The organism is Streptomyces sp. Isolate_45 (assembly GCF_024721315.2).
Taxonomy (GTDB): domain Bacteria; phylum Actinomycetota; class Actinomycetes; order Streptomycetales; family Streptomycetaceae; genus Streptomyces.
Window position 1 is genome coordinate 1 of sequence record NZ_JANFAK020000046.1, and the last position, 22,133, is coordinate 22,133.

General features: G+C 74.2%; 19 protein-coding genes and 1 pseudogene. 6 read left to right on the top strand and 14 right to left on the bottom strand.

Annotated features, from left to right (window positions below):
• Positions 1-291: YdeI/OmpD-associated family protein (locus NOD94_RS17155; protein ID WP_281206817.1), on the bottom strand; the 291-nt coding region annotated here is incomplete at its 3' end.
• A 471-nt stretch (positions 292-762) separates the two neighbouring features.
• Between NOD94_RS17155 and NOD94_RS17160 the strand changes: the two genes are divergently transcribed.
• Both NOD94_RS17160 and NOD94_RS17165 read left to right on the top strand, forming a co-directional pair.
• Complete coding sequence (locus tag NOD94_RS17160; protein WP_281206818.1) at positions 763-1,002, top strand: DUF6296 family protein; 240 nt, start codon at positions 763-765, stop codon at positions 1,000-1,002.
• 66 nt (positions 1,003-1,068) lie between these two features.
• Positions 1,069-1,476 carry an MmpS family transport accessory protein gene (locus tag NOD94_RS17165; RefSeq protein ID WP_281206819.1) on the top strand — a complete coding sequence of 136 codons (408 nt, stop codon included), beginning with the start codon at positions 1,069-1,071 and terminating at the stop codon, positions 1,474-1,476.
• 53 nt (positions 1,477-1,529) lie between these two features.
• On the opposite strand, the gene NOD94_RS17170 is transcribed toward NOD94_RS17165, so the two are convergent.
• Together NOD94_RS17170 and NOD94_RS17175 are read right to left on the bottom strand one after the other, a co-directional pair.
• Positions 1,530-2,204: a hypothetical protein gene (locus NOD94_RS17170; RefSeq protein WP_281206820.1), complete on the bottom strand. Its 675-nt coding sequence runs from the start codon at positions 2,202-2,204 to the stop codon at positions 1,530-1,532.
• Positions 2,205-2,241: 37 nt separating this feature from the next.
• Complete coding sequence (locus tag NOD94_RS17175; RefSeq protein ID WP_281206821.1) at positions 2,242-2,796, bottom strand: DUF4188 domain-containing protein; 555 nt, start codon at positions 2,794-2,796, stop codon at positions 2,242-2,244.
• A 101-nt stretch (positions 2,797-2,897) separates the two neighbouring features.
• On the opposite strand from NOD94_RS17175, the gene NOD94_RS17180 reads away from it, so the two are divergent.
• Entirely contained in the window at positions 2,898-3,542 is a 645-nt protein-coding gene (locus NOD94_RS17180; RefSeq protein WP_281206822.1) for a MerR family transcriptional regulator, read from the top strand.
• Positions 3,543-3,616: 74 nt separating this feature from the next.
• On the opposite strand, the pseudogene cynR reads toward NOD94_RS17180, so the two are convergent.
• A pseudogene (cynR, locus tag NOD94_RS17185) lies at positions 3,617-4,513 on the bottom strand (transcriptional regulator CynR); the annotation flags it as partial.
• A gap of 126 nt (positions 4,514-4,639) precedes the next feature.
• On the opposite strand from cynR, the gene NOD94_RS17190 reads away from it, so the two are divergent.
• A complete protein-coding gene (locus NOD94_RS17190; RefSeq protein WP_281206823.1) occupies positions 4,640-5,209 on the top strand; it encodes a carbonic anhydrase in 570 nt (189 codons plus the stop codon).
• Between the two features lie 99 nt (positions 5,210-5,308).
• Complete coding sequence (gene cynS, locus NOD94_RS17195) at positions 5,309-5,779, top strand: cyanase (protein WP_281206824.1); 471 nt, start codon at positions 5,309-5,311, stop codon at positions 5,777-5,779.
• 62 nt (positions 5,780-5,841) lie between these two features.
• On the opposite strand, the gene NOD94_RS17200 is transcribed toward cynS, so the two are convergent.
• The gene (locus NOD94_RS17200; RefSeq protein WP_281206825.1) at positions 5,842-7,116 is read right to left on the bottom strand and encodes an amidohydrolase; all 1,275 of its coding nucleotides are present in this window, start codon (positions 7,114-7,116) and stop codon (positions 5,842-5,844) included.
• A 176-nt stretch (positions 7,117-7,292) separates the two neighbouring features.
• Between NOD94_RS17200 and NOD94_RS17205 the strand changes: the two genes are divergently transcribed.
• Positions 7,293-7,466, top strand: coding sequence for a thiazolylpeptide-type bacteriocin (locus NOD94_RS17205; RefSeq protein WP_037917023.1), 174 nt, complete (start codon positions 7,293-7,295; stop codon positions 7,464-7,466).
• Positions 7,467-7,535: 69 nt separating this feature from the next.
• Here the strand turns inward: NOD94_RS17205 and NOD94_RS17210 are convergent, their stop codons facing one another.
• From NOD94_RS17210 to NOD94_RS17250, 9 genes are all read right to left on the bottom strand, one after another.
• Complete coding sequence (locus NOD94_RS17210; protein WP_281206826.1) at positions 7,536-9,494, bottom strand: TOMM precursor leader peptide-binding protein; 1,959 nt, start codon at positions 9,492-9,494, stop codon at positions 7,536-7,538.
• Positions 9,491-10,246 carry an ABC transporter permease gene (locus NOD94_RS17215; RefSeq protein WP_281206827.1) on the bottom strand — a complete coding sequence of 252 codons (756 nt, stop codon included), beginning with the start codon at positions 10,244-10,246 and terminating at the stop codon, positions 9,491-9,493. Before NOD94_RS17215 ends, NOD94_RS17210 begins: the two co-directional genes overlap by 4 nt.
• A complete protein-coding gene (locus NOD94_RS17220; RefSeq protein ID WP_281206828.1) occupies positions 10,243-11,202 on the bottom strand; it encodes an ABC transporter ATP-binding protein in 960 nt (319 codons plus the stop codon). Before NOD94_RS17220 ends, NOD94_RS17215 begins: the two co-directional genes overlap by 4 nt.
• A 120-nt stretch (positions 11,203-11,322) precedes the next feature.
• Entirely contained in the window at positions 11,323-12,420 is a 1,098-nt protein-coding gene (locus NOD94_RS17225; RefSeq protein WP_281206859.1) for a M50 family metallopeptidase, read from the bottom strand.
• A 20-nt stretch (positions 12,421-12,440) separates the two neighbouring features.
• Positions 12,441-13,523, bottom strand: a complete 1,083-nt coding sequence (locus tag NOD94_RS17230; RefSeq protein WP_281206829.1) for a lantibiotic dehydratase C-terminal domain-containing protein — start codon at positions 13,521-13,523, stop codon at positions 12,441-12,443.
• Positions 13,511-16,309, bottom strand: a complete 2,799-nt coding sequence (locus tag NOD94_RS17235; protein ID WP_281206830.1) for a lantibiotic dehydratase — start codon at positions 16,307-16,309, stop codon at positions 13,511-13,513. Before NOD94_RS17235 ends, NOD94_RS17230 begins: the two co-directional genes overlap by 13 nt.
• Before the next feature lie 30 nt (positions 16,310-16,339).
• The gene (locus NOD94_RS17240; RefSeq protein WP_281206831.1) at positions 16,340-17,899 is read right to left on the bottom strand and encodes a SagB family peptide dehydrogenase; all 1,560 of its coding nucleotides are present in this window, start codon (positions 17,897-17,899) and stop codon (positions 16,340-16,342) included.
• 40 nt (positions 17,900-17,939) lie between these two features.
• Entirely contained in the window at positions 17,940-19,913 is a 1,974-nt protein-coding gene (locus NOD94_RS17245) for a TOMM precursor leader peptide-binding protein (RefSeq protein WP_281206832.1), read from the bottom strand.
• Positions 19,903-22,104: a TOMM precursor leader peptide-binding protein gene (locus NOD94_RS17250; protein ID WP_281206833.1), complete on the bottom strand. Its 2,202-nt coding sequence runs from the start codon at positions 22,102-22,104 to the stop codon at positions 19,903-19,905. The genes NOD94_RS17245 and NOD94_RS17250 overlap by 11 nt, the downstream gene beginning before the upstream one ends.
• Positions 22,105-22,133: the final 29 nt, after the last annotated feature.

Consider the following 22,133-nt stretch of genomic DNA (forward strand, 5'->3'; position numbering starts at 1 on the left):
CTCTTCCGATGTCGCGGGGTCTCGGGGACGGCGCGCCGCCGGGGAGGGGGGGCGGCCCCCCCCGCCCCCCCCCCCCCACCCACGCGGGGTGAGGGCCTGGAGCAGCGGCAGGATCAGCTGGTGGCGGCCGGTCCTGTCCAGCGGCTCGAACGCCTCCCGGGCCCGGGGGTCCCCGTCGAAAGCGGCCACCAGGTCCGGCGGCGGCTCCGCCGTCCTCCGGGACGCGTACGCCGCCTCCCACCTGCCGTCCTCCTGCGCCCTGCGCACCTCGGCCAACCCGGGCCCGCGCATCCGGCCCGCGTCCGTGAGCGCGGCGACCTTGTCCCACGTTCACCTTCGGCCACAGGCTCCGGGGGCGGCGCGGCACGTACCGCTGGAGGTGGTGCCGCTCGTCGAGGGAGCGGCGCTGCCCGGAGATCCAGCCGTAGCAGAGCCCGATGTCGACGGATTCGTCATCGGTCACCGACGGGATGCCGGGCCGCTTCTTCCCCGCCGCCTTGTCCCACACGCCCTCCGCCCGCGCCCAGTGTTCCGCCGGCCAACCCTAGAAGGCCTCCGCGTCCGGGAAGGCGATGATGTCGACCCCGTCGCCGCCGCCGCTCTCGCCGCTCTCATCTCTCTCGTCCATGGCGCCGGCCCGGGTCCGGGCCCGAGCACGGGGGGCCCGGCCCCCGGGTCACCGCCCGCGCGGCCCATCACACCGTGCGGGGCCCGGCGGTGGCCGCCACGATGGGGAGGGCCGGCGGCGACGGGAGTGAGTGGATGAGCGCGGAACGGTACGAGCTGGTGTTCCCCGACGACGACGGAACGGGGCAGGACGTCGTGGTCGTGGACCGCACCGAGGCGAAGGGATCCGGTGGCCATCCGGTGTACACGGACGCGACCGGCATCGTGCGCGCCGAGATCAGCGACCGGGGGGAGGTCCGCATGCTGGCCACGGGAGGTCAGCAGGCACCGCTGAGGCGGGTCGTGGCCCGCCCCCTGCCGGAGGATCCCGTTTGACTTTACCGTGCCTTTACGATTCCGTACGGGTTGATCACCGGCTTCATCGCAAAGGACCCCGTACCCATGCTCCGCCTCGCCCGTACCTCGCTCCTCTCCGCCGCGCTCCTCCTGGGCGCCACGGCCTGCTCGGCCGCGGACGCCGTCGACCAGGTGGACAAGGCCGTGGACGAGACCTACGAGGTGACGTACGAGGTCACCGGCAAGGGCGTGGACTCCATCGAGTTCGCCGCCGGCGGCGGCACCGCCTCCGCGCCGAAGGCGGAGACGGTGTCCGCCCCCGCGCTGCCCTGGAAGAGGACGGTCACCCTCCGGGGCATCATGCCGGCGTCGGTGGTGCCGGTCGCGGCGGACGTGACGGGCGGGCAGGTGACCTGCAAGATCACCTACAAGGGCAAGGTCATCGCCGAGCAGACCGGGCAGGGCCTCGTGACGGCCGGCGGTTGCGTCGCCGTCTCCCCGATCGTGGGCTGACCCGGCCGCCGGCCCGGCCGGGCGGGAGCCCGGTCCGCCGGGGCCAGGGTCGGCTACGCGGCGCCGCCGCAGATGACGTCGTACGGTCGGCCGACCGACATGGTCAGCTCCATGGGCTCGGTGGTTCCCGTCGGGCACGCCCCCTTGTCCGCGACGAGGTCCAGGACCTTGAAGGCGTCCGCCCCCGCCGAGGCGCACGGCACCTCCTGCGCGGTCGAGCTGACGCAGTCCCCCTTCACCAACTGCCCGCCGCCGGCGCCCGCGTCGCCGGGGTGGTCGCCGGAGAGGTTGCGCCCGCAGACGGTGTGGGTGGGGATGCCGGAGCCCTTCTTGCCGTCCTTCGCGGAGGCGCCGTAGGACACCGAGACGCGGATCATGACGTCCGTCCCCGCGGGGCACTGGATCGAACCGGGAAGGATGCCGGCCGAGGTGACCTCCAGCGCCTCGAAGGTCGCGCCGGGGTCGCCGCAGTCCAGCGCCCGGTAGCCGTCCGGAGCGCCCCCGGGGTCCGGGCCGCCGCAGTCGCCGGTCTTCCAGGACCCGTTGCCGGCCTTCGCCGAGGAGGGCGAGGAGGACGAGGACGAAGGTGAGTCGTCCCCCGTGTCGTCGCCGTCGAGGACGATGGCCAGGGTGATGGAGAGTCCGAGGAGCACCGCCACGATCACCGCCCCCGCGGTGCCGCCCCTGCGTGCGGGGGCCGGGGGTGGGGTACTGCCGTGCGCGTCCATGCTGGTTCTCCTCGTTGCCGGGGTGTCGGGAGCCGGCTCACCGGTCGGTGTGCGGATCGTCCGGGACGGACGGATCGCCCGGGGCGGACGGGTCGGTGGTGGAGCGGTGGGCGAGGCGGTCGGCGGCGCGGCGCCCGCGGCGCTCGACGGGGAGCACCCCGGTGGCGGCGCCCAGCCCGAAGGGCGGCATGTCCGCGTAGATCGATTCGTACGAGCCCTCGGGCGAGACGTAGGCCTCGTGCCAGATGCCCACGTGCCCGCGCACCTTGCCGGCGCGCTCCTTGCGGTTGACGGCCGCCCACACCCGGTGGTGGAGGGCGTCCGGCGCCGCGGCGTAGGCGTGCAACTTCTCCTGGGACTCCCAGTACTGGACCACGTAGTAGGTGCGCGGCGACGCGGTCAGCAGGACGTGGCCGAGCAGGCCGCGGCTCCGGTCGCGGCTCAGCTCGCGCAGCATCCGGGGCATGGCCACGAGCACCGGCGCCCATTGGTGCGCCGCCCAGAAGTGGTTGATGCGCATCCCGATCAGCAGCACCACCGCGTCGCCCTCGTGGGCGGCGGTGGTGCGGCCGGGAATCGGCTTGGCGAACACGCGACCTCCGGTGGTCCGGGTGGACGGGGGCAGGGTTGGATAGCGGCACTGTCCACGTGCTGATAGTTAGATAGTGACGCTCTCCAAGAAAAGGTGCAAGGGTGCGGCTGGCCGAATTGAGTGAGCGCAGTGGTGTGTCCACCGCGACGATCAAGTACTACCTGCGGGAAGGGCTGTTGCCGCCCGGTCACCGGGTCGCCGCGACGACGGCCGACTACGACGAGGGCCATCTGGCCCGGCTGCGACTGGTCCGCACGCTCATCCAGGTCGGCCAGGTGTCGGTCGCCAGGGCGCGCGAGGTGCTCCGACACATCGACGACGATTCCCTGGGGCGCACCATGCGGATGGGGGCGGCGCTGTGGGCGCTCCCGCAGGTTCCCGAACCGGACGAGTCGGACGAGGCCGTCGTCACCGCGCGCCGCGAGGTCGACCGGCTGCTGGAGACGTTGGGCTGGTCCACCGCCCGCGAGCTCGCCGACCTCTCGCCGGACCACCGCTCGCTCGTCGTGGCGGTCGCCTCGCTGCTGCGGCTGGGCCACTCCTGGGACGCCGAGCGGATGGTCCCGTACGCCCGGCTCATGCACGAGGTGGCCGTCAGGGACCTGGACTACATCGACACCCGTGCGTCCGGCGCGGACATGGCGGAGGCCGCGGTCGCCTCCGCCGTGCTCTTCGACCCCGCCCTCAAGGCGATGCACCGGCTCGCGCAACAGGAGGAGTCGGTGCGCCGGTACGGGCTGGACTGATCCGGCGCCACGACCCCCGGTCGTGGCCCCGCGTCACGGCCCGGCGTCACGACCCGTCGACCGCCCCCCCGTGCCGGGGCGTATCCGCGGGCCAGGACCACCTCCTTGGTCAGGGCGGTGAAGGCGCGGGCGGCGGCGCTCAGGTAGCCGCCCTCGCGCCGCAACAGGGTGACGGTGCGCGGCGGCAGGGCGGGGGTCAGCGGGACCGGGGTCAGTCGGGGGTGGTCGTCCGTGATGGCGTCCGGCAGGACGGTGGCCAGGCCGGTCCGCCGCACCAGCTCCGTCAGGGCCTGGACGGAATTGGTCTCGACCGCGATCCGCGGCCGGACCCGGTGCGCGGCGAGGTACGCGTCGATGTGCGTGCGGGTCGCGAAGTCCCCGCTGAGCAGGGCCAGTCGAAGCTCGGCCAACTCCGCGACGGGCAGCGGGTCCGCCGGCCGATCGGGGGCGGGGCCGGCGACGACGAGGCCCAGCGTCTCGGTGTAGAGCGCTGCGGCGGCGATGCCGGGCGGGTGGGGGCCGTCGAAGGCGATGCCGAGGTCGAGGGAGTCCGCCAGCAGCCCGGCCTCGACGCGGTCCTGCGGCATCTCCCGTACGTCGACGGTGACGGCCGGGTGGACTTCGTGGAGGGCCGCGAGCAGCGGGCCCAGCAGGTACGCGGTGAACGTGGGCGTCATCGCCAGCCGCAGGTGGCCGCGGGACAGGTCGGCGACGTCGTGGACGGCGCGCTCCGCCGCCGCGAGGTCCCGCAGTGCGCGGCGCGCGTGGTGCGCGTAGGCCTCGCCCGCGTCGGTGAGGCGCACCGTGCGGCCGCCCCGGTCCAGCAATCGCACGCCCACGGCGCTCTCCAACTGCTTGATCTGCTGGGACAGGGTGGGTTGGGAGATCCGCAGGACCTCGGCGGCGCGGGTGAAGCTGTGGTGCTCGGCGACCGCGAGCAGGTAGCGCAGGTGACGCAGTTCCGGAGCCATGGCATCAACTATAGATGGCATCGATGAGATGTATCAGATCTGCGTCTTGGACACTATGACCGCAGCTCATGCATGGTGGAACACATCAGCCCCACGGGGGAGGATCCCAGTGCAGAGGGAGTGACCATGCACGGTCTCATCGAGGGCGTCGCCCGTTTCCGGCGCGACGTCTTCCCCGCCAAGGCGAAGCTCTTCGCCGATCTGGCGCACACCCACCGACCGCCCACGCTGTTCATCGGGTGCTCCGACGCCCGAGTGGTGCCGGAGCTGATCACCCAGAGCGAGCCGGGTGAGCTCTTCGTCATCCGCACCGCGGGCAATCTCGTACCCGCCCACACCCCGTCCCCCGACGGGGTCGCGGCCGGCATCGAATACGCGGTCTCCGTCCTCGGCGTCACCGACGCCGTGGTGTGCGGGCACTCCGCCTGCGGTGCCATGACCGCCCTCGCCGAAGGGCACGACCTCAGCGCCGCACCGGCCGTCGCCGGCTGGCTCCGGCACGCCGACGCCTCCCTGGCCCGCAGCTCGGGTGGGCTCGACTCCCTCGTACGGGAGAACGTGCGCGCCCAGCTCGCGAACCTGGCCACCCACCCCTCGGTGGCCCGCGCCATCGCGGAAGGCGCCCTCACCCTGCGCGGCTGGGTCTACGACATCCCCACGGGCGCCGTCGAACAGCTCGACCCCGTGGCCGCCTGACCCCCCACCCGACCCGCCCGCGGCCTCCGTCGCACCCCGCTTCGGGAGCCCGGGGCCAAGTCGGGCACGACCTTCCCCGTCGAAAGGACACCCCTTCCCATGCCGCACGCCCAGTTCGACACCACCGTCCGCAGCCGCCTCGCCGAGGCCGCCGTCGAAGCCAAGATCCGAAAGGACCTGACGTGGCGCCAGATCGCCGACGTCACCGGACTGTCCGTGGCCTTCGTCACGGCCGCCGTCCTCGGCCAGCACCCGCTGCCCGCCCCCGCGGCGGAAGCCGTCGCCGAACTCCTCGGCTTGGACGACGACGACGCCCTGTGGCTGCAGACCATCCCCACGCGAGGCGGAGTTCCCGGCGCGCTGCCGACCGACCCGACCGTCTACCGTTTCCACGAGATGCTCCAGGTCTACGGCACCACCCTCAAGGCCCTGGTCCACGAGGAGTTCGGCGACGGCATCATCAGCGCCATCAACTTCCGGCTGGACGTCAAGAAGGTCGCCGACCCCGAGGGCGGCGAGCGCGCTGTCATCACCCTGGACGGCAAGTACCTGCCGACCAAGCCCTTCTGAGGCAGGACCGACTCCCTTCGCCGGGCCGGACCCCGTCGCCTCCGGCGCGGCCCCGGCCGGGCTCAGTCCCGGCCGGCCCGGTCCCGGCGGGCCAGGCAGGTCAGCGCGGCCTCCGTCAGCGCGGTGACTCCGGCCGGGAGCGCCGTACGGACGTCCGGGGCGAAGTCCGGTGCGTGGTTGGCGGGGAGCGCCGCCAGCTTGCCCGCCGCGCCCTCCCCGGGCGCCGCCGCCCAGGCCGCCGGGCCGATGGAGCCGAGCATCCAGTAGGCGAGCCGAACGCCGGGCGCCCCGTGCACCTCCAGTCCGGCGTCACCGAACAATCCGAAGTCCTCCGTGGCGAGCGACGGCGGCCACATCGCCACCCGCCGCGTTCCGAACCGCGCCGTGTGGGCGTCCCGGACCGCTGCCGTCGTCGCCGGATCGGGGTGGGTGACGGGCGAGGAGCGCTCGCGGACGATCTCCGGTTCCCGGGGGCAGTCCGAGGCGGCGCACTCCGCGCGGACGATCCGCTCCACCGCCGTGGCCGCCCGCGCGAGCGCCGCCTCCCCGGCGGCCCGCACCGTGATGCCCAACTCGGCGCGATCGGGCACGATGTTCGCCCGCTCGCCCGCCCGGAACGAACCCACGGTGACGGCCACCTGCTCGGACGGGGCCGCCTCGCGCGCCACCACCGTCTGGAGCCGCGTCACCAGGTGCGCGGCCGTCACCACCGGATCCACCGTCAGGTGCGGCGCCCCCGCGTGCCCGCCGCGTCCGTGGACGACGACCCGGAAGGTGACGCTGCCGGCCGTCATCGGCCCGTACCCGTGCGCGACCATGCCCGCGGGCAGCGGCGCCGCGTGCTGCGCCAGGACCGTGTCCGGCCGACCGGCGCGCTCGTACAGCCCGTCGGCGAGCATGGCCCGCGCGCCCTCCAGGGTCTCCTCGGCGGGCTGCCCCACCACGATCAGCGTGCCCTCCCAGTGCGGGGCGTCCGGGCCGGCCAGCAGCGACGCCGTCCCCGCGGCCGCGGCCAGGTGCAGATCGTGCCCGCAGGCGTGCGCCACGGGACCCTCGCTCGCGTACGGCAGCCCGGTCGTCTCCCGTACGGGCAGCGCGTCCAGTTCCGCGCGCAGCATCACCGTCGGGCCCGTGCCCCGGCGCAGCACCCCGGCCACGCCGTGGCCGCCGATCCCGCGGATGGTCTCGTACCCGTCGGACTCCAACCGACCGGCGAACCGCTCGGCCGTGCGGGCCTCCTCGCCCGACAGCTCGGGGTGGCTGTGCAGGTCCAGGTAGAAGGCCGTCAGCGGCCTGAGGAGCGCGGGCAGTCCGGCGTACGCGGAGGTGACGGTCATACCGCCATCCTCGGACACCCGCTCCGACCGCGGACGTCAGGGCGCTGACACTTCTTGTCAGCGGTGTGACAGGAAGGGGACAGGTGACTTGACGGCCGGACCGGCTTTGCTGGAGACGCGCCGAAGAACCAAGGCAACGGTCGCCCACCCGGTGACCGCCAACCCAAGGAGTCCCCATGCAGAAGTCGCCTCTGGCCTCGCTCGCCGACGAGATCCTGGAGCTGGAGTCGGAGACCTTCGAGATCTCGGACTACTCGGACGCCAGCGAGGTCGTGCTCGCCGGTTCCACGAGCTGCAGCTCCACCTCGACGTGTTCCTCCACCACCAGCACCACCTCCTGCAGCGCCTGACCCCAGCGCCACACCGATGCCCCGGACCCCGCGCAGGCGGGGGTCCGGGGCATTCGGCGTACGGCCCGGTCAGGGGAAGGGGTGCGGCACCAGTCGGATCTCCTCCCGCGTCAGATCGGACTCCCGCAGGCCCGCCCGCCGGGCGGCAGTCCGCAACCGCGGCATGAACGGCGCCCGTTGGCGCGACCAGCCGAAGTCGATCGGCAGCAACCCCGGCACGACCGCGCAGACCGTTCGCAGCCCCATCGCGCGCTGCTCCGGCGTCGTCTGGTCGACGACGATCACATCGTGCCCCGCGCCGGTCAACTGCCCCACGCACGACAACAGATCGTCCCGCAGGTCCCCGCTCGTGGGCCGGTGCTCGGTCTCCCACTCCCGGTAGAGGTCAGCCATCGGCGCGACGCCCGTCGGCTCCAGGTAGGTCCGCACGTGCGGGGCCATCGCGGGCAGCCCGTACAGCTGGGCGTGGTCCTTGAGGTGCTTCACCAGCCCGAAGTCCCGGCTCATCGCCTCCAGTTCGACCTGCCGTTCGGCCACCTGGCCCGGTAGGTGCGGGATGTAGGTCAGCACCTCCGAGAGGGCCGCCTCCACCGCCGTCGCCGGATCCATCGCCGCGCCCGCACCGAAGGAGTACAACCCCGGGCCGCCGTCGCGCCGCACGGCGAGGCCGGTCACCACGGGGACCGCCAGGTCGACGCGGTTGTCGAAGGCGTGGACGTCGTAGCCCTGCAGGGCCGCCCGGTCCACCATCATCCGCACCGCCGGCCCCGGTACGGAGGCCAGGTCGATCTGCGTCAGGTGCTGTCCGCCGTACCAGGCGAGCAGGAAGGCGTCCCGCTCGATCAGTTCCAGCAGGGCGCCGAGCAGGGCCTCCTCCAGGCAGCTGCCGATCGCGCAGCCGTTGGAGCACTCGAAGACGAAGTTGTCGGAGGCGAGCCCGGCGCTGTAGTAGGCCAGCCGGGCCGGCACCAGCACCGGCCGGTCGTCCCGCAGGGAGTGCCCGTACACCCAGGGGATCGGCCGCTCCGGATCGAAGGGCGACACCAGCGGGTCGTCCCGGTAGGTCTCCGGCGGGTAGAACCCGCACTCCGCCGGATCCAACGCCCGCTCGCCCAGCTCCGCGTACGACGCGGTGAGAACCGAGGCGCCGGTGCGCCGGTGGGTGCCCGCGTACCGCTCCAGTCCTTCGAGGAAGGCCAGGTCACGGCTGGCCGCGAAGCTGTTGGCCTGACCGCTCCAGGTGACGTCCGTCAGCCCGGCGTAGCCGCGCATGAAGACGCTCCCGGCGACCGGCGCGGTCGTAGGTGAGGTGACGTTGATCCAGGTCCCCCCGCCGAGCACCCCGGTCACCGGATTGGCCAGCGCCGTCCGCGGCATCGGGTACGAGGAGGCCTTCCGCAGCCGCTGCGCGCCCGGGGCGGGCTTGGGCCGGGAGACGGGCGCGAAGGGGGCGGGGCCGTCGGAGCCGCCCGGCCCGCAGTCGGGGCAGAGCGGATCGGCGGCGAGGGGGTACGTCCGCACCTGGAGGGTTTCCAGGTCCAGCCGGGACACCTGGGGCAGGGCCCGGTCGGCGGCCGACGGGCCGGGGGCGAGGACCGGGGCGCCGGGGCCGTGGACGGCGGCGTGCACGGCCGACGCGGCGTCCAGCGCGTACGGGGACAGCCGGGGCCAGTCCGCGGCGACGGCGGTGACCGGCCCGCCGCCCGTCTCCAGCGCGTCCCGCTCGCTACGGCTGCGCAGCCGCTGCCAGCGCATGGCCAGGCACTGCCCGCAGGCGGGAGCGGAGCCGTCGCCGCCCCAGGGGCCGATCAGCACGGCCCGGGCGGTCAGGTGGACGCCGGCGCCCGGCCGCACCGCCGCGAAGGGGTCGGCGGTGCGCGGCCCGAGGGCGTCGTGCACGCCGAGGGTGACCACTCGCGCCCCCCGGCCGGAGCCCGCCAGGGCCCCTTCCAGTTGGCGCCGGGCCGTCTCCATGGGGGCGCCGTCGGGGGCTTCGGCCCGAACGGGCCTCACGTCGGCCGCGGTCATGAGGAGTTGCTCCAACGGAACGTCTTCAGGCCGATGCCGCCGAACAGCAGGGCGAATCCGAGCAGCGCGGCGCAGCCGATGCCGATGGCCGACATCGAGCCCGATCCGGTGAGCGCCCCGGTGGCCGCGTCGTTGAGGTAGCGCAGCGGCAACACCCGGGAGACGCCCTGCAGCCAGGACGGCATCATGTCGAGGGGCAGGAAGGACCCCGACAGGAAGGCCATCGGCACCATCATGCAGTTGGCGATCGCGGCGACGGCCTCGGGGGTGTTGGCGTACGTTCCGACGATCACCCCGATGGCCATGAAGGCCGTGATGCCGAGGACCAGGGCGGGCAGCACCAGCGGCCAACGTCCGTCCAGCTCCAGTCCGAAGCCGGGCAGCATCGCGACGGCCACGAACACCATCGCCTGCACGACGCCGACCACCAGGGCCAGGACGTACCGCGAGGCCAGGACGGTCGTCAGCGGCGTGGGCGTGAGGCGGATCAGGCGCAGCAGGTCGTCGCGCCGCCACTGCATCAGCGTGAAGGCGATCCCGAAGACGGCGGCGTTGGCGACGCCCCACGACATCACGCCGGGCGCGATGTACGAGATGTACGGGCGGCCGCTCTCCTCCACGTCCTGGCCGCTGAAGATCAGGCCGAAGACGACGAGGAAGAGGAGGGGGAAGGCGAAGGTGAAGAAGAGGGTCGCCTTGTCCCGGACCTGGGCCCGGTAGCCGGCGGCGGTCAGTGCCGTGTATGCGCTCATGCCCGGTGCTCCGTGGTGTGTGCGGTGGTGGGGCCCGCGGTGTGGCCGGTGAGTTCCAGGTAGACGTCCTCCAGGGTCGCCGTCCGGGTCATCACCCCGTCGAGGCCGGTCAGGGCGTCGACCGCCTGGAGGAGCCGGCCGGGTGCGGAGGTTTCCAGCACCATCGACCCGCCCTGCTCGGTCACCCGGTCCACGCCGGGCAGCGCGGCGGCCTCGTCCGGGGCGATCCGGCCGGCCGGAACGAGCAGTCGGGCCGGCGCGCCGGCGGCGCTGACCAGTTGGTGCGGGGAGTCGAGGGCGGCGATGCGGCCACCCACGAGGATGGCCACCCGGTCACACAGGGCCTCGGCCTCGTCGAGGTGGTGCGTGGTGTAGACGATGGTGCGGCCCTCGCCCTTGAGGGCGCGCAGCACCTCCCACAGGTCGCGACGGGCCTGCGGGTCGAGCGCGGCCGTCGGCTCGTCGAGGAAGATCAACTCGGGGTCGTGGACGAGCGCCGAGGCGATGGCGAGCCGCTGGCGCTGCCCGCCCGAGAGGTTCTCGACCATGACGTCGCGCTGCTCGGTCAGTCCGACGGTCTCCAGCGTGCGGTCGGCGGCGGCCGCGTCCTTGCGGTAGAGCCCGGCGACGGTGGCCAGGTGCTCGCGCGCCGACTGCCGGACGAAGAACGCCGAGGCCTGTGTCTGGACGCCGATGCGCGGCAGCAGGGCCGTGTCGCGGGGCCAGGGGCTGTGGCCGAGCACCTGGACCGTCCCGGAGTCGGCCCGGCGCAGGCCCTCGATGATCTCGATGAGGGTGGTCTTGCCCGCACCGTTGGGGCCGAGCAGGCCGAAGAACTCGCCGCGGCGCACGTCGAGGGAGATCCCGTCCACGGCCTGGCGGTCGCCGTAGCGCTTGCGGACCTCGTGGACGGAGACGGCGGGCGATTCGGGCGGTGGGGTGTGGTGAGTCGTCATGGGCGGTGCGGTTCCCTCGGTGTCTGGACGTGTGTCGGGCGGGAGGTCGGGACGGTGGAGCGGTCGGGGACGGGGGAAGGGGAGGGGTAGGGGGGCGGGGGACGGGGAAGGGTCGCGGGGTCAGGTGCCCGCGCGGCCGATGGCCAGGAGTACGGCGGTCACCCCCACCCCGGCGAGGAGCAGGACGAGCACGGCCGAGCCGATCCCGTAGCCGAGGTAGAGCCGGCGGGCCCGTACCGGGTACGCGGCCGCCGCCGCCCGGTCGCGCAGCCGTAGCCGCAGGTAGGCCGAACTGGCGGGGGCCAGCCGGGTCACGCGCAGGGCGTGCCCGAGGATCGTGTAACCGTCGAGCGGCGGCAACGGGACCAGGTTGACCAGGGCCTGCGCACTGCCGAGCAGCAGGAGCGCGCCCAGGACCCGGCCGGTCGCGTCACCCGGCGGGAGGGCCGTCCACCAGGCGAAGAAGGGCAGCAGGAAAAGGAGGTTGGCGAAGGCGCCCGCCCCGGCCACGGCCAGCTGGTCCCGACGGCGTCGCAGGTAACGGTAGTTGTCCACGGTGCAGTACATGATCGCGACGGGCAGCCGCCAGCGCAGCCCGATCTCCCCGACCGTCCCCCCGACGTGGCGGGCCGCGACCCCGTGTGCGAACTCGTGCAGGGCCGTACTGAGCCACAGCAGGGTCGCCACCGCCACGAGCGGCGCCGGCCGGCCCAGCAGCCACCACAGGTCACCGAGGAGACGGCCGGCGGAGGCCGCGAGGACCCCCTCTACGGCCAGGCACACCAGCAGCAGGAGACCCAGGAGGAACGGCCGCAGTACCGGCCGCAGGAACGCGTGCAGCCGGGCCGTCGTCGCGTCGGCGTCCGCGACCAGCCGCAGGGTCCCCTTCAGCAGCGTTCCGGTGCGCTGCGGGCCCGGTCCGGCCGCCGGCCCCGGGGCCGGACCGCCGGCGAGCAGCCGCCGGCTGCCGAGCAGCCCGAGCAACTGCCGCCAGTTGCCCTCGCCGAGCCGTCGCCCGAAGGCCTCCCCGTACGCCTCGCCGATCTCCGCCAGGCTGCGGGACCCGTCCAGTCGGGAGACCAGGAAGTACTCCTTCGGCCCGATCTCGAACGAGGCCCCGGACCCGGGGTCCTTGACCAGGTGCACGACCGCGGCGCCGTTCAGCAGGGGCGGCGACAGCAGGATCCCGGCCCGCAGCGCCGGCCGGTGCTCCAGCATCCCGGAGGGCGAGGGGGAGGTCACGAGCCGACCACCCCGGCCGCCGCGTCCCCGGCGGAGCCCGTCGGGGCGGCCCCGCCCTCGCGCAGGACCCGGCCCAGCAGGTGCGCCAGGTAGGCCTCGTCGCGGATGGTCACGTGCAGCCGGTTGTTGGTCATGTGCATGTACGGGGACAGCAGCAGCGGCAGCGCCACCGCCGGGTCGGTCACCTTCTCGTCCCGGGTGCCGTCCCAGGACCGGAAGACCAGCTCGCCCGAGACGGCGAGGGCCTCGGCCCGCCGGCGCAACTCCCGGCAGTGCTCGGCCCAACCCGCGAGGAACCCGGGCAGCCGCCCGGTCTCACCGGAGCCGACGGCCTCCAGCACGGCGGCGAAACGCCGTCCGAGCCCCGGGCCCGTCTGCGCGTAGGTGCGGTCGTACTCCGCCGAACCGATGAACCCCGTGCCGGGGAAGGCCTGGTGCCAGAACTGGTAGTAGCGGTCGAGGTAGCCGCCCAGTTCCTCCCGGTCGGGCAGGAACACCCCGGCCATCACCATCATCAGCTGGGCCGAGGTTCCCAGGAGGACCGTGCGCACGTGCAGGTTCATCCCGCTCAGCGCCTCCATGACCAGGTCGCTGGAGTGCGCGAAGTGCCACTCCGCCAACTCGATCCCGGCCGGGCCGCCGTACTTCCCGTACTCCGGTTCGTACGGCTCGTGGCTGAACGAGTTGTTGGGCCGCAGGTTCATCCTGCCGTCGGGGCCCATGAAGGCGGCGCGGTCGCCCTCGGGGAACTCGATGTCGAACAGGGTGTTGTAGAACTCGTTGAGGAAGCCGGAATCCACCTCGTAGAGGGCCGGCCGCGCCTTGAGGAACGCCGACACCGCCTCCTGCGCGCGACGGCTCACCTCCGGCTCCGCCTCCGGAGTCACCGGGCGCAGCCGCAGCCGCACGTGCGGCCCCTCCAACCAGTAGTTGATGAAGAAGTGCCCGGCCAGCAGCCCGTCCGCGGTGAGCGAGGCGATCAGCGGGCGCACACAGTTGACCAGCAGTGGCTGTGGGTTGGCGGCGTAGAAGACGTGCATCGCCTGCCACGCACCGCGCGTCGGGGTCATCTCTGACATCGGGGACCGTCCTCCGGGCTCGGGATGATTGCGTTCGTGGTCGTCGTGAAGGTCTCCACGGCGAGTTCGGCGACGTGCTCGCCGCGCGCCGAACGGGTGTGCAGGCCGCCGGGATCCGGGAGCATCTCGCGGAACACGACCCGGTGACCGGGCTCCCGCAGCAGCGGCTCGAAGGCCGCCAGCGACAGCAGGCTCGCGAAGTCCACGTACTGCGGCTTCGCGCCGAGCGCGGACGGACCGGCCGACACCGTCGCGAAGACCCGCTCCGGCAGCCCGTGCGCCCGCCGCCAGCGCTGCCACTCCAGGAAGTGCGCCGCCTCCCGCGCGCCGCGCGCCGGCAACTCCCCGGCCGTCGTGCTCCAACTGCGCCGGCTGAGCACCAGGTCCCCGTGCACGACCCGGGGCCGCCGGCTCACCCCGCCGTGCGACACGGCCTCGGGCACGCCCGCCCAGACGTCGAGCGGGGACATCGACGACGGCGACAGCAGCAGCAGGGTGCGCGGTACGGCGGGCAGGGCCAGCGGCACCAGGTAGCCCAGGTAGACCGGGATCACCTCCACCCCGAGCCTGCGCGAGCGCAGCACGACCCGGCCCGTGGCCGGCACGTGCTCCGCGTACAGGTCGTCGAGCCGCAGCAGCCGGTCCTCGGGCAGGGTGCCGCTCTCGCCGGGGCAGACGATCTCGTAGTCGGTGAGGCGCCCGTGCAGGTTCAGGTTGGTGGTGACCGGGCCTCCGGTGACCTCGGCGAACACCGCTCCGGGCGGGGTGACCTCGGCGGCGGTGGCCCGCAGCTGCCCGTCGAGCGCGGCCCGTCCGTCCTGCTCCTCGTAGACGTGGGTGAACCGGCTGAAGGGGAAGGACAGCCCGCCGTAGGAGCGGTTCAGTACGGTCAGCCGCTCGCCCGTCCCCGGGTCGCGGGCGAACTGGAGGTGGTGGCAGCGCGGCGCGAACCCCGCCGCCATGGGCTCCAGTTCGGCGGCGACGGCCGCCATGTCCGCATCCGCCAGCCGGAGTTCGCCCCCGCCCTGGTCCTCGTACGCCGCCCAGTGCTCCCGCATCCGACCGACGAAGGCACGCCGCGCCGCGTCCAGGGCCCGGATGCCCGGCAGACCCAACCAGTTCTCCTCCGGCACGTACTCGCCCTGCGCGTCGAAGGGGGTGCGCCGGGCCGAGAACGACAGGTACTGGTCGAAGAAGTCCTCGTGGAAGTCGTGGACCAGGCCCAGCAGGTCCTCGCACCGACCGCCCTGCCCGTAGCGGGCGGTGAAGAACCCCTCGAAGGTGATCCGCTGCGCGAGGGTCAGGTCGAACGCGGGCAGGATCCGCTCCACCGAGCGCAGCGCGCCGCCCCCGGCCTCCGCCCACGCGGGCCGCCGCGCGGCGAGGTCACGGCCCGCGCTGACGTCCTCGTAGACCAAGGTCTGCGGCAGCGGGGTGTTCGGCGCCGCGCCCAGTTCCTCCTGGGCCCGGCGCAGCCCCGCGCGCAGCGCCGGCAGGAGCTCCGCGCGTTCGTCCCGGCCGGCCCGCGGGTAGCGCTCCAGCACGCGGGCGGGCTCCTCCAGCAGCTCCGCGAGGTGATCGGCCCAGGGCCGCTCCAGCCCCGTCAGTGACCGTTGGAAGGCACGCAGCGGATCGCCGCCGTGCACCTCGGTGTCCAGGCAGGGCACCCGGACCATGCCGAGTTGCAGCAGGGCGCCCACGTACGCCTCGCACTCCGCCGGCTGCGCGTCGTGCTCCCGCGCCAGCCAGTCGGCGAGCTCCTGGTGGCGCAGATCGCCCCCGCCGGGCTGCTCGGCCCGTTCCGCGAACAGGGCCAGGAGCCGGTCCAGGGTGCCGCTGCGGCGCAGGAAGAACAGTCGGTCCTTGACGGCGTCGAAGGTGACCGCGGCCGCGTCGTCCCCGGCCGTGACCTGCCGGCGCACGTACCGGATCCGGTCGTCCTCGTGACCCCAGCCCGAGGCCGGCCGCAGCGGCAGGTCCCGCCGGCGCACCGGGTCGGCGAGGATCAGCTCGGCGAGCCGCGCCAGTACGACCACGTTGAGCCGGACGTGACTCTCCCACCGGTCCTCGACCCGGATCCCCTCCGCCCGATCCCCCGGCGGTACCTCCCCGTCCGTGAAGCGGCCCGTCGCCACACCGGTGAAGGTGCTGAAGGGGCTTGTCTTGCAGGCGGTGCGGTAGAGGTACGAGAGCACCGACCGTTCCGCCTTGCGCGCCCGGCCCCCGGGCACCCCGCCCTCCGCGGTGGCCGCCGCGTAGGCGTCGAGCTGCCCCTCCAGGACCGGGGAGGCGAGCAGCAGACCGTGCCGCAGCCGCTCGTCACCGAGGAGCCCGCGCAGCGCCTCCCGGCCCCGGCCCAGGTCGGCCGCCAGCAGCGGCTCGCCCTCGGCCAGCAACTTCTCCAGCTCGCGCAGCCGGTTCAGCCAGCCGGCCAGCCGCTCGCCGACGGCGTCCGCGTCCGGCCCGCCCAGGGCCGCCACCGTGCGCAGCGCGGCGTCCGGATCGGCCGGCAGCCGGCCGTTGTGGATCTGCCGGCGCAGCCTCAGCAGGTCCCGGCGCAGGGCCGCGCCCGGCCCGCCGGGCTCCGGGTCGGTCGCGCCGACCGCGCGGTGCAGGGTCTCGCTCAGGCACTGCGCGTCCGTGCGCAACACCTCCTCCGCCGCGAGGACGTCGGCCGCCCAGCGGCCGACGTCCGGACAGCGCAGCGCATCGGCCGCGGACAGCGGCAGGCCGGCCACGCGCAGCATGAAACGGTCGCCGGCGTGCCATTGGGTGGTGGTGTTCATCCTGGTCTTCCTGCTTCTCTCGTCGCCCGCTCAGGCGATCTCGTGGCGGAAGTCGGCGGGTCGCGGCCGCTCGTGACCGAGCAGCATGATCAGCAGCGGGGCCTCGTCGGTCTCCGTCAGCCCCAACCGCTCGCGGTAGGCGATGTTGTCGAATCCGAGCGCCACGCCCGCACCGAGCCCGTGGGCGGAGGCGGTGGTGTAGAAGGTCTGCGCGACGGCTCCGACGGCGGCCCCCACCAGCCGGTAGCCGCGGTCGCCCACGGCGTCGAGGACGGCGGTCGTGCGGACGGTGGGCACGAGCACCGCCCCCGCCTGCTCCAGGTTGTAGTTGGACAGGAAGTAGTTGCTCTGGAGGAAGGGACCGGGAGCCCCCGGCACCACCAGCCGCAGGGCGTGGGCCTGCGGGTCATAGGCGTAGCTGCCCGGCGCGATCCCCTCGACGTGGTTGACGAACACGTACAGGGAGGTGAGCCGGGGCCCGTCGGGACCCTCCGCCTCGCTGCCCACCGCGGTCGCCGCGCAGTCCGCGAGGGCGGCCGCCAACGCCTGCGCCGCCAGCGGCCGCGTCGCGTCGAACCGGCCGAAACTGCTGCGGCGGGCCCGCAGCGCGTCGGCGACCGGAAGCCCGGCCGCCGCCGGAGCGGGCAGCGCCACCGGGTCCGTACCCCGGGGCGGGTACGCGGCCGCCGCGTCCAGGGCGCCCGGTGTCGGACGGTCGGCGGCCCGCCCGAGGGTCGCCGCGTGGATCCGTCGCAGCGTCTCGAAGGCGATCACCTCACGGGAGCGTTCCGCGTCCCGGTGGCGCACCCGCGGCCGCTCTGCCGGGAGGGTCGGAACCTCGCCCCCGACGGCCGGCGCCCCGCCCTCCCACTCCAGCGGGACGACCGCGAAGACGCCCTCCTCCTCGGGGGCCGCACCCAGCAGCCGGGCCAGCCGCTCCTCGTCGAACCAGAGCGCGGGCGCGATCCGCAGTCCGTACGCCCGGGCCCACAGCCGCCAGGTCTGGAGCACCGTGCCGACGTCCATGCTCACGGCGTGGAAGGAGAAGCTGTTGTACTTGAACGCGTTCTGCCAGTACTTGACGCTCAGCACCAGGTACTGCGACGCGCCCCGCGGGCCCCCACCGAGCGCCTCGCGGACGTCACCGGTCACATCGCCCGTGAGCAGCCGGCGCAACCCGTGCTGGTGCGGGGCGTAGTGGTACAACCCCGGCGCGAGCGGGCCGCCGGGCCCGGCCGCCCAGTACACCCCGACCGGGTAGAGACCGCCCCCCGATGAGGTGCCCCGCGACCAGTTCGCCTGCGTGTAGTGGGGGAGCGCCGCGAGGTCGGTGTTGGCCTGCACGCCCAGCCGGCGCCCGCTCAGCCCGTACGAGTCCTGCAACATCCCGGACAGCAGCGGAAGGGTGAACCCGTCGGCCGGTACGGGGTCCACCTCGCGCGCGGGCTCCGGCAGCGGCAGGGTTTCCGCCTCCGGGTAGAACTTGGCCTTGCGCGGACGGTCGGACCAGTCGGGCACGAAGTCGACGGGCTCCATGGGAATCCGGCCCCGGTGCATGATGGCGCTGGCGTAGTCATGGGCGTAGCCCACAAGTCCTCCTCGGTTCATGTCGGACACGACGGCTGCCGGGTCAGGGGAAGGGGTGCGGGGCGGGGTTCAGGTCGGCGGGCTCCAGGTCCCGCTCCCGCAGACCCGCCTCGCGCAGCGCTGTCCGCAGCCTCGGCATGCCGAGCGCCCGTTGACGCGACCAACCGAAGTCGATCGGCAGCAGACCCGGCACCAACACGCTCACCGTGTGCAGGCCCAACGCCCGCTGCTCCGGCAGCGTCTGGTCGACCACGACCACGTCGAACCCCGCGGCGGCGACGGCCTCCACGCACCGGTCCAGATCCTCACGGACGTCGGACGCCACGCCCCCGGGAGGAGCCAGCGCCGACACGGGCCGCGGCGGGTCACCGGTCCCGCCGCGCAGCAGGAAGTCCGCGTGGGCGCCCATCTCAGGCACCCCGTAGACCAGCGGGTGGTCGTGCAACGCGGTCACCAGGTCGAAGTCGGCGGCCATGGCCCGCAGCCGCGCCTCGTCCCGCTCGGTGCGCCCGGCCAGGTTCACGGCGTCCGTCGCGATCTCGCACAGCGCCGAATCCAGCGCCGACTCCGGGTCCAATCCGGCACCGGCCCCGAAACACATCCGCCCCGGCCCGCCGTCGAACCGTTCCGCGACCGCGGTCACCACCGGGATCGGGAAGCTGATCCGGGTGTCGAAGAACCGCGCCCGGTACCCGTACAGCGCGAGCCGGTCGACCATGGCCCGGGTCGATGCCCGGGAACTGGTCGCCGGGTCGATCTCGGGCAGCGGCTGGCGCCCGTACCAGGCGAGCAGGAACGCGTCGCGCTCGACGACCTCCATCAGCCCGAAGTAGCAGGCCTCGGCCGTGCTCCCGCCCGAGGCGCACCCGTTGGAGCTCTCCTGGACGAAGCGGTTCTCCAGACCGGGCGCGTGGTAGTACGTCAACACCTCCGGCACCAGGCGGGGCTCCCGGTCGCGCAGCGACCACCCCCACACCCACGGGATCGTCCGGTCCGGATCGAAGGGGCGCACCCTCGGGTTGTCCCGGTGGAAGGCGTCGCTGTACAGACCCACCAGGCGCGGGTCGACCGCCGAGGCCCCGAACTCCCGCAAGGACCCGCTCACGCTCGTCGTACGGGACCGCGCGCGCATGCCCGCGTACCGCTCCAGTCCCTCCAGCACCCCGACGCGGGCACTGCGGTCGAAGGTGTCCGTGTGACCGCCCCAGAACGTCTCGCGCAGGTACTCGCCGGAACGCATCGAGAAGCAGCCGATGGTCGCCGAGGTGGAGGTCGACGAGACGTCCTGCACCAGCGAGGGACCCAGGGCCCCGCACAGCGGGTTCGCGAAGGCGGCGACCTCGATGTCGTAAGCCTCCACGGGCCGGGTACGGAACGCCCCCGGCCGGTACTTGGGCGCGGGCGCCGGCGCGAACTCGACCGGCTCGTCCACGGTGGGCGCACCACACCCCGGGCACTCCGGGTCGGGCACCAGCGGGTAGCGCCGAACGTCCCCGCCGCGCAGGTCCAGCAGCCGCACCTCGGGGAACACCCCGCCGGCCGGACCGGAGCCCTCGGGGGCGTCCCCTTCGGCCCGGGACACGACGAGCACGACCAGCGCGGCCAGCGCGTCGGCGGCGAAGGCGTGCGCGTACGGCCATTCGCCCGCCGGCAGGGTCCCCCCGCCCAACTCCAGGGCGTCCCGCAGCGCGACGGACCGCACGGCCTGCCAACGCCGCTCCAGACACCGGGCGCACCCGGGCCCGCCCGCCGGCGCGAGCGGCCCCACCACGGCCTGGTGGCCGTACAGAGCGACCGGCACACCGGCGTCGACCGCCCCGGCACCCGGCCCGGAAGCCGGGGCCGGGGCCGCGAAGGCGTTCCGCAGGCCGAGGACGGACAGGGCGACCGGCGGCCCGTCGAGGGCCGCCAGGGACCGCTCCAGCAGGGCGGTGAACCGCCCCGCGGCGCCCGCCCCGAGCCCGTCGGCGACCGCGGCCCCGACCCGCACCAGCGGGCGACGGCCGTTACGCGTCATCGCCCGGCTCCCGCACCGTCGCGAGCAGCACCCGCACCGTGTGGACGCCGACGCCGGCCAGCTCCGGCGACCCCGTCACCGCGACGTACGCGTCGAGCCCGGCCGCGGCGAGCCGCTCCAACACCCCGTCCCACGACAGCGCCGGCTCCGCGCCCAGGGGCCCGGCCGCACCCGACACCGCCAGCGCCCGCGCGTCGAGGTCGCGCACCAGCGGATCCCCGGTGTCGACCGGGCGGTCGCCGCGCGCGTCGTCCGCCTCGTACTGAGCCACGCCCAGCAGCTCGCGCAGGGCCGAGACGGCCGCCGTGCGCCGGTCCAGGCCCTCACCGAGGGCCCAGCGCCCGCCCGACCGGGCCAGCAGCACCTGCACCCCGCTGCGCGCCCCTTCGCCGAGGTCCAGCAGCTCCGGCTCCATCCCCAGTCGGTCCGCCGACCGTACGAGGAATCCGAGCTCCGCGTCCTCGCCTTCCGGATCCGGCAGCGGCACCGGGGCCGCCGCGGCGCCCCGTACGGCCCGCATCAGGGCGGCGTGGCCCAGTGCCGACAGCAGGCCCGCCGCGGCGGCGTCGGCGGGGGAGGGGCCCGCGCCCGCACCGGCCCGGGTCCGCTCGAAGAGCCGCTCGGCGTTGTGCGGCCCGAACGGCCGCACCGCGCCCGCCGGCACCAGTACGGGTTCCTTCGTCAGCAGGGAGAAGGCCCGCTGGAGCGCTCCACCCGCACCGGGGATCCCGCTGGACGTGGTGAGCGCCGAGGGGGGCACGACCGCGCCGTCCCCGCCGTCGGTGACGAGGTACCGGGCGGGCACCACGTGCTCGGCGTGGACCAGGGCCGCCGCGTCGAGGGCCCGCATCCGGGCCCCGGCCACGTGGTGGATGTCGAAGGCGGCCACCGAGCGCGGTCCGGAGTGCCCGATGCCCAGTTCCACGACCCCGAGCTTCAGCGGGATCTGCGTCAGCTCCTCGTCCGCGTACCGGGTGAACACTCCGGCGAGCGGCCGCACCACGGCGGAGCGCCGGTTCAGTTCGGCGACGAGGTCGTCCGCGTCGCGGGCGGTCTCCAGCGTCGGCAGCGCGGGCGTGTCCGTGGTCCCGGCCGCGGCGAGGTCGATCGGCGCGGCCGGTTCGTCGTCCGCGCAGAACGGGCAGCGGGGGTGCGGGAACAGGGGTTCGGCGGCCACGTCCAGCGAGGCCGTGTCCTGGACGAGGAGCCGCCCGGCGGTCTCGGCCGGCAGCGCTCCCGACGTCGCGCGGAACACCTCGTACCCGAGCAGGTTGCCGATCATCGCGGCCAGCGGCCGCCCCGGCACCGGACCGGCCGCGGGCGCGGCGTCCGGCAGCGCGAGGGAGCTCCACAGCTCGGCCGCCCCCGCACCGCCGCGTGCCGCGCCGAGGCGCAGCGCGGCGCAGGCCCAGCAGCCGGCGGTGCCCCGTGTCATCAGCGGGCCGATGACGCAGTCGTCGCCGTACGACCAGGCCGGGAGCAGGGTGCGTCCCTCGGGTATGCCGGCGCGCAGCAGCGGGAAGAGCCGGCCCGCAGCGGCCGCCCCGCCGGTCACCACGACGAAGTCGTACCCCTCCAACCGGTCCCATTCGTAAGGGCCTTGGGCGTCGGGCAGGATGCGGACGCGTACGGGGGCGCCGTCGGCCCGGGCCTCCTCGGCCTCGGCGAGGATCTCCGCCGGTTCCAGTCCGGGCAGCAGGCCGATCTCGGCGCAGCCGTTGCGGACCAGGCTCAGGGCGCACCAGTGGGCGACCCGGTCCTCGCCGAGGACGGCGACGCGGGTGCCGCGGAAGCGCATGAAGCGGGCCTCGGCGTCATCGGCGTAGTGGTCGGCGTAGGCGATCTGAGGGGCGAACCTGCGCGCGACGTCCGGGTCCGGTGCGGCGGCCGCCGCCGCGGGCCCCGGTTCCGCGATCGATCTGGCGAAGTCCCTTTCGTACAGGGTCTTGACGAGGTCGCCGACCATCGCGCGCTGGGGTTCGCCCAAGCCCTGACAGAGCTCGGCGACGGAGTGCTCGCCGGTCAGGTGCGGGACGATCAGCGTGGCGAAGCGGTACGCCGCCTTGGCGTTGAGGCGGAACCCGCCGTCGGAATTGTGGAACAGCACACCCTCGGGGGTCTGCGTGAAGAGCACGTCGCGGCGGATCCGGGGCCGGGACGTGGCGACGGCTTCGTAGCTGGCTTGAGACATGGAACACCTCTGATTGCGGTCTGTCGGGA

What these genes read in the sequence shown, in the direction of transcription:
- NOD94_RS17160 (WP_281206818.1), top strand. Translation starts at nt 763, where the DNA reads ATGAGCGCGGAACGGTACGAGCTGGTGTTCCCCGACGACGACGGAACG.
- NOD94_RS17165 (WP_281206819.1), top strand. Translation starts at nt 1,069, where the DNA reads ATGCTCCGCCTCGCCCGTACCTCGCTCCTCTCCGCCGCGCTCCTCCTG.
- NOD94_RS17170 (WP_281206820.1), bottom strand. Translation starts at nt 2,204, where the DNA reads ATGGACGCGCACGGCAGTACCCCACCCCCGGCCCCCGCACGCAGGGGC.
- NOD94_RS17190 (WP_281206823.1), top strand. Translation starts at nt 4,640, where the DNA reads ATGCACGGTCTCATCGAGGGCGTCGCCCGTTTCCGGCGCGACGTCTTC.
- cynS (WP_281206824.1), top strand. Translation starts at nt 5,309, where the DNA reads ATGCCGCACGCCCAGTTCGACACCACCGTCCGCAGCCGCCTCGCCGAG.
- NOD94_RS17200 (WP_281206825.1), bottom strand. Translation starts at nt 7,116, where the DNA reads ATGACCGTCACCTCCGCGTACGCCGGACTGCCCGCGCTCCTCAGGCCG.
- NOD94_RS17205 (WP_037917023.1), top strand. Translation starts at nt 7,293, where the DNA reads ATGCAGAAGTCGCCTCTGGCCTCGCTCGCCGACGAGATCCTGGAGCTG.
- NOD94_RS17210 (WP_281206826.1), bottom strand. Translation starts at nt 9,494, where the DNA reads ATGACCGCGGCCGACGTGAGGCCCGTTCGGGCCGAAGCCCCCGACGGC.
- NOD94_RS17215 (WP_281206827.1), bottom strand. Translation starts at nt 10,246, where the DNA reads ATGAGCGCATACACGGCACTGACCGCCGCCGGCTACCGGGCCCAGGTC.
- NOD94_RS17220 (WP_281206828.1), bottom strand. Translation starts at nt 11,202, where the DNA reads ATGACGACTCACCACACCCCACCGCCCGAATCGCCCGCCGTCTCCGTC.
- NOD94_RS17225 (WP_281206859.1), bottom strand. Translation starts at nt 12,420, where the DNA reads ATGCTGGAGCACCGGCCGGCGCTGCGGGCCGGGATCCTGCTGTCGCCG.
- NOD94_RS17230 (WP_281206829.1), bottom strand. Translation starts at nt 13,523, where the DNA reads ATGTCAGAGATGACCCCGACGCGCGGTGCGTGGCAGGCGATGCACGTC.
- NOD94_RS17235 (WP_281206830.1), bottom strand. Translation starts at nt 16,309, where the DNA reads ATGAACACCACCACCCAATGGCACGCCGGCGACCGTTTCATGCTGCGC.
- NOD94_RS17245 (WP_281206832.1), bottom strand. Translation starts at nt 19,913, where the DNA reads ATGACGCGTAACGGCCGTCGCCCGCTGGTGCGGGTCGGGGCCGCGGTC.
- NOD94_RS17250 (WP_281206833.1), bottom strand. Translation starts at nt 22,104, where the DNA reads ATGTCTCAAGCCAGCTACGAAGCCGTCGCCACGTCCCGGCCCCGGATC.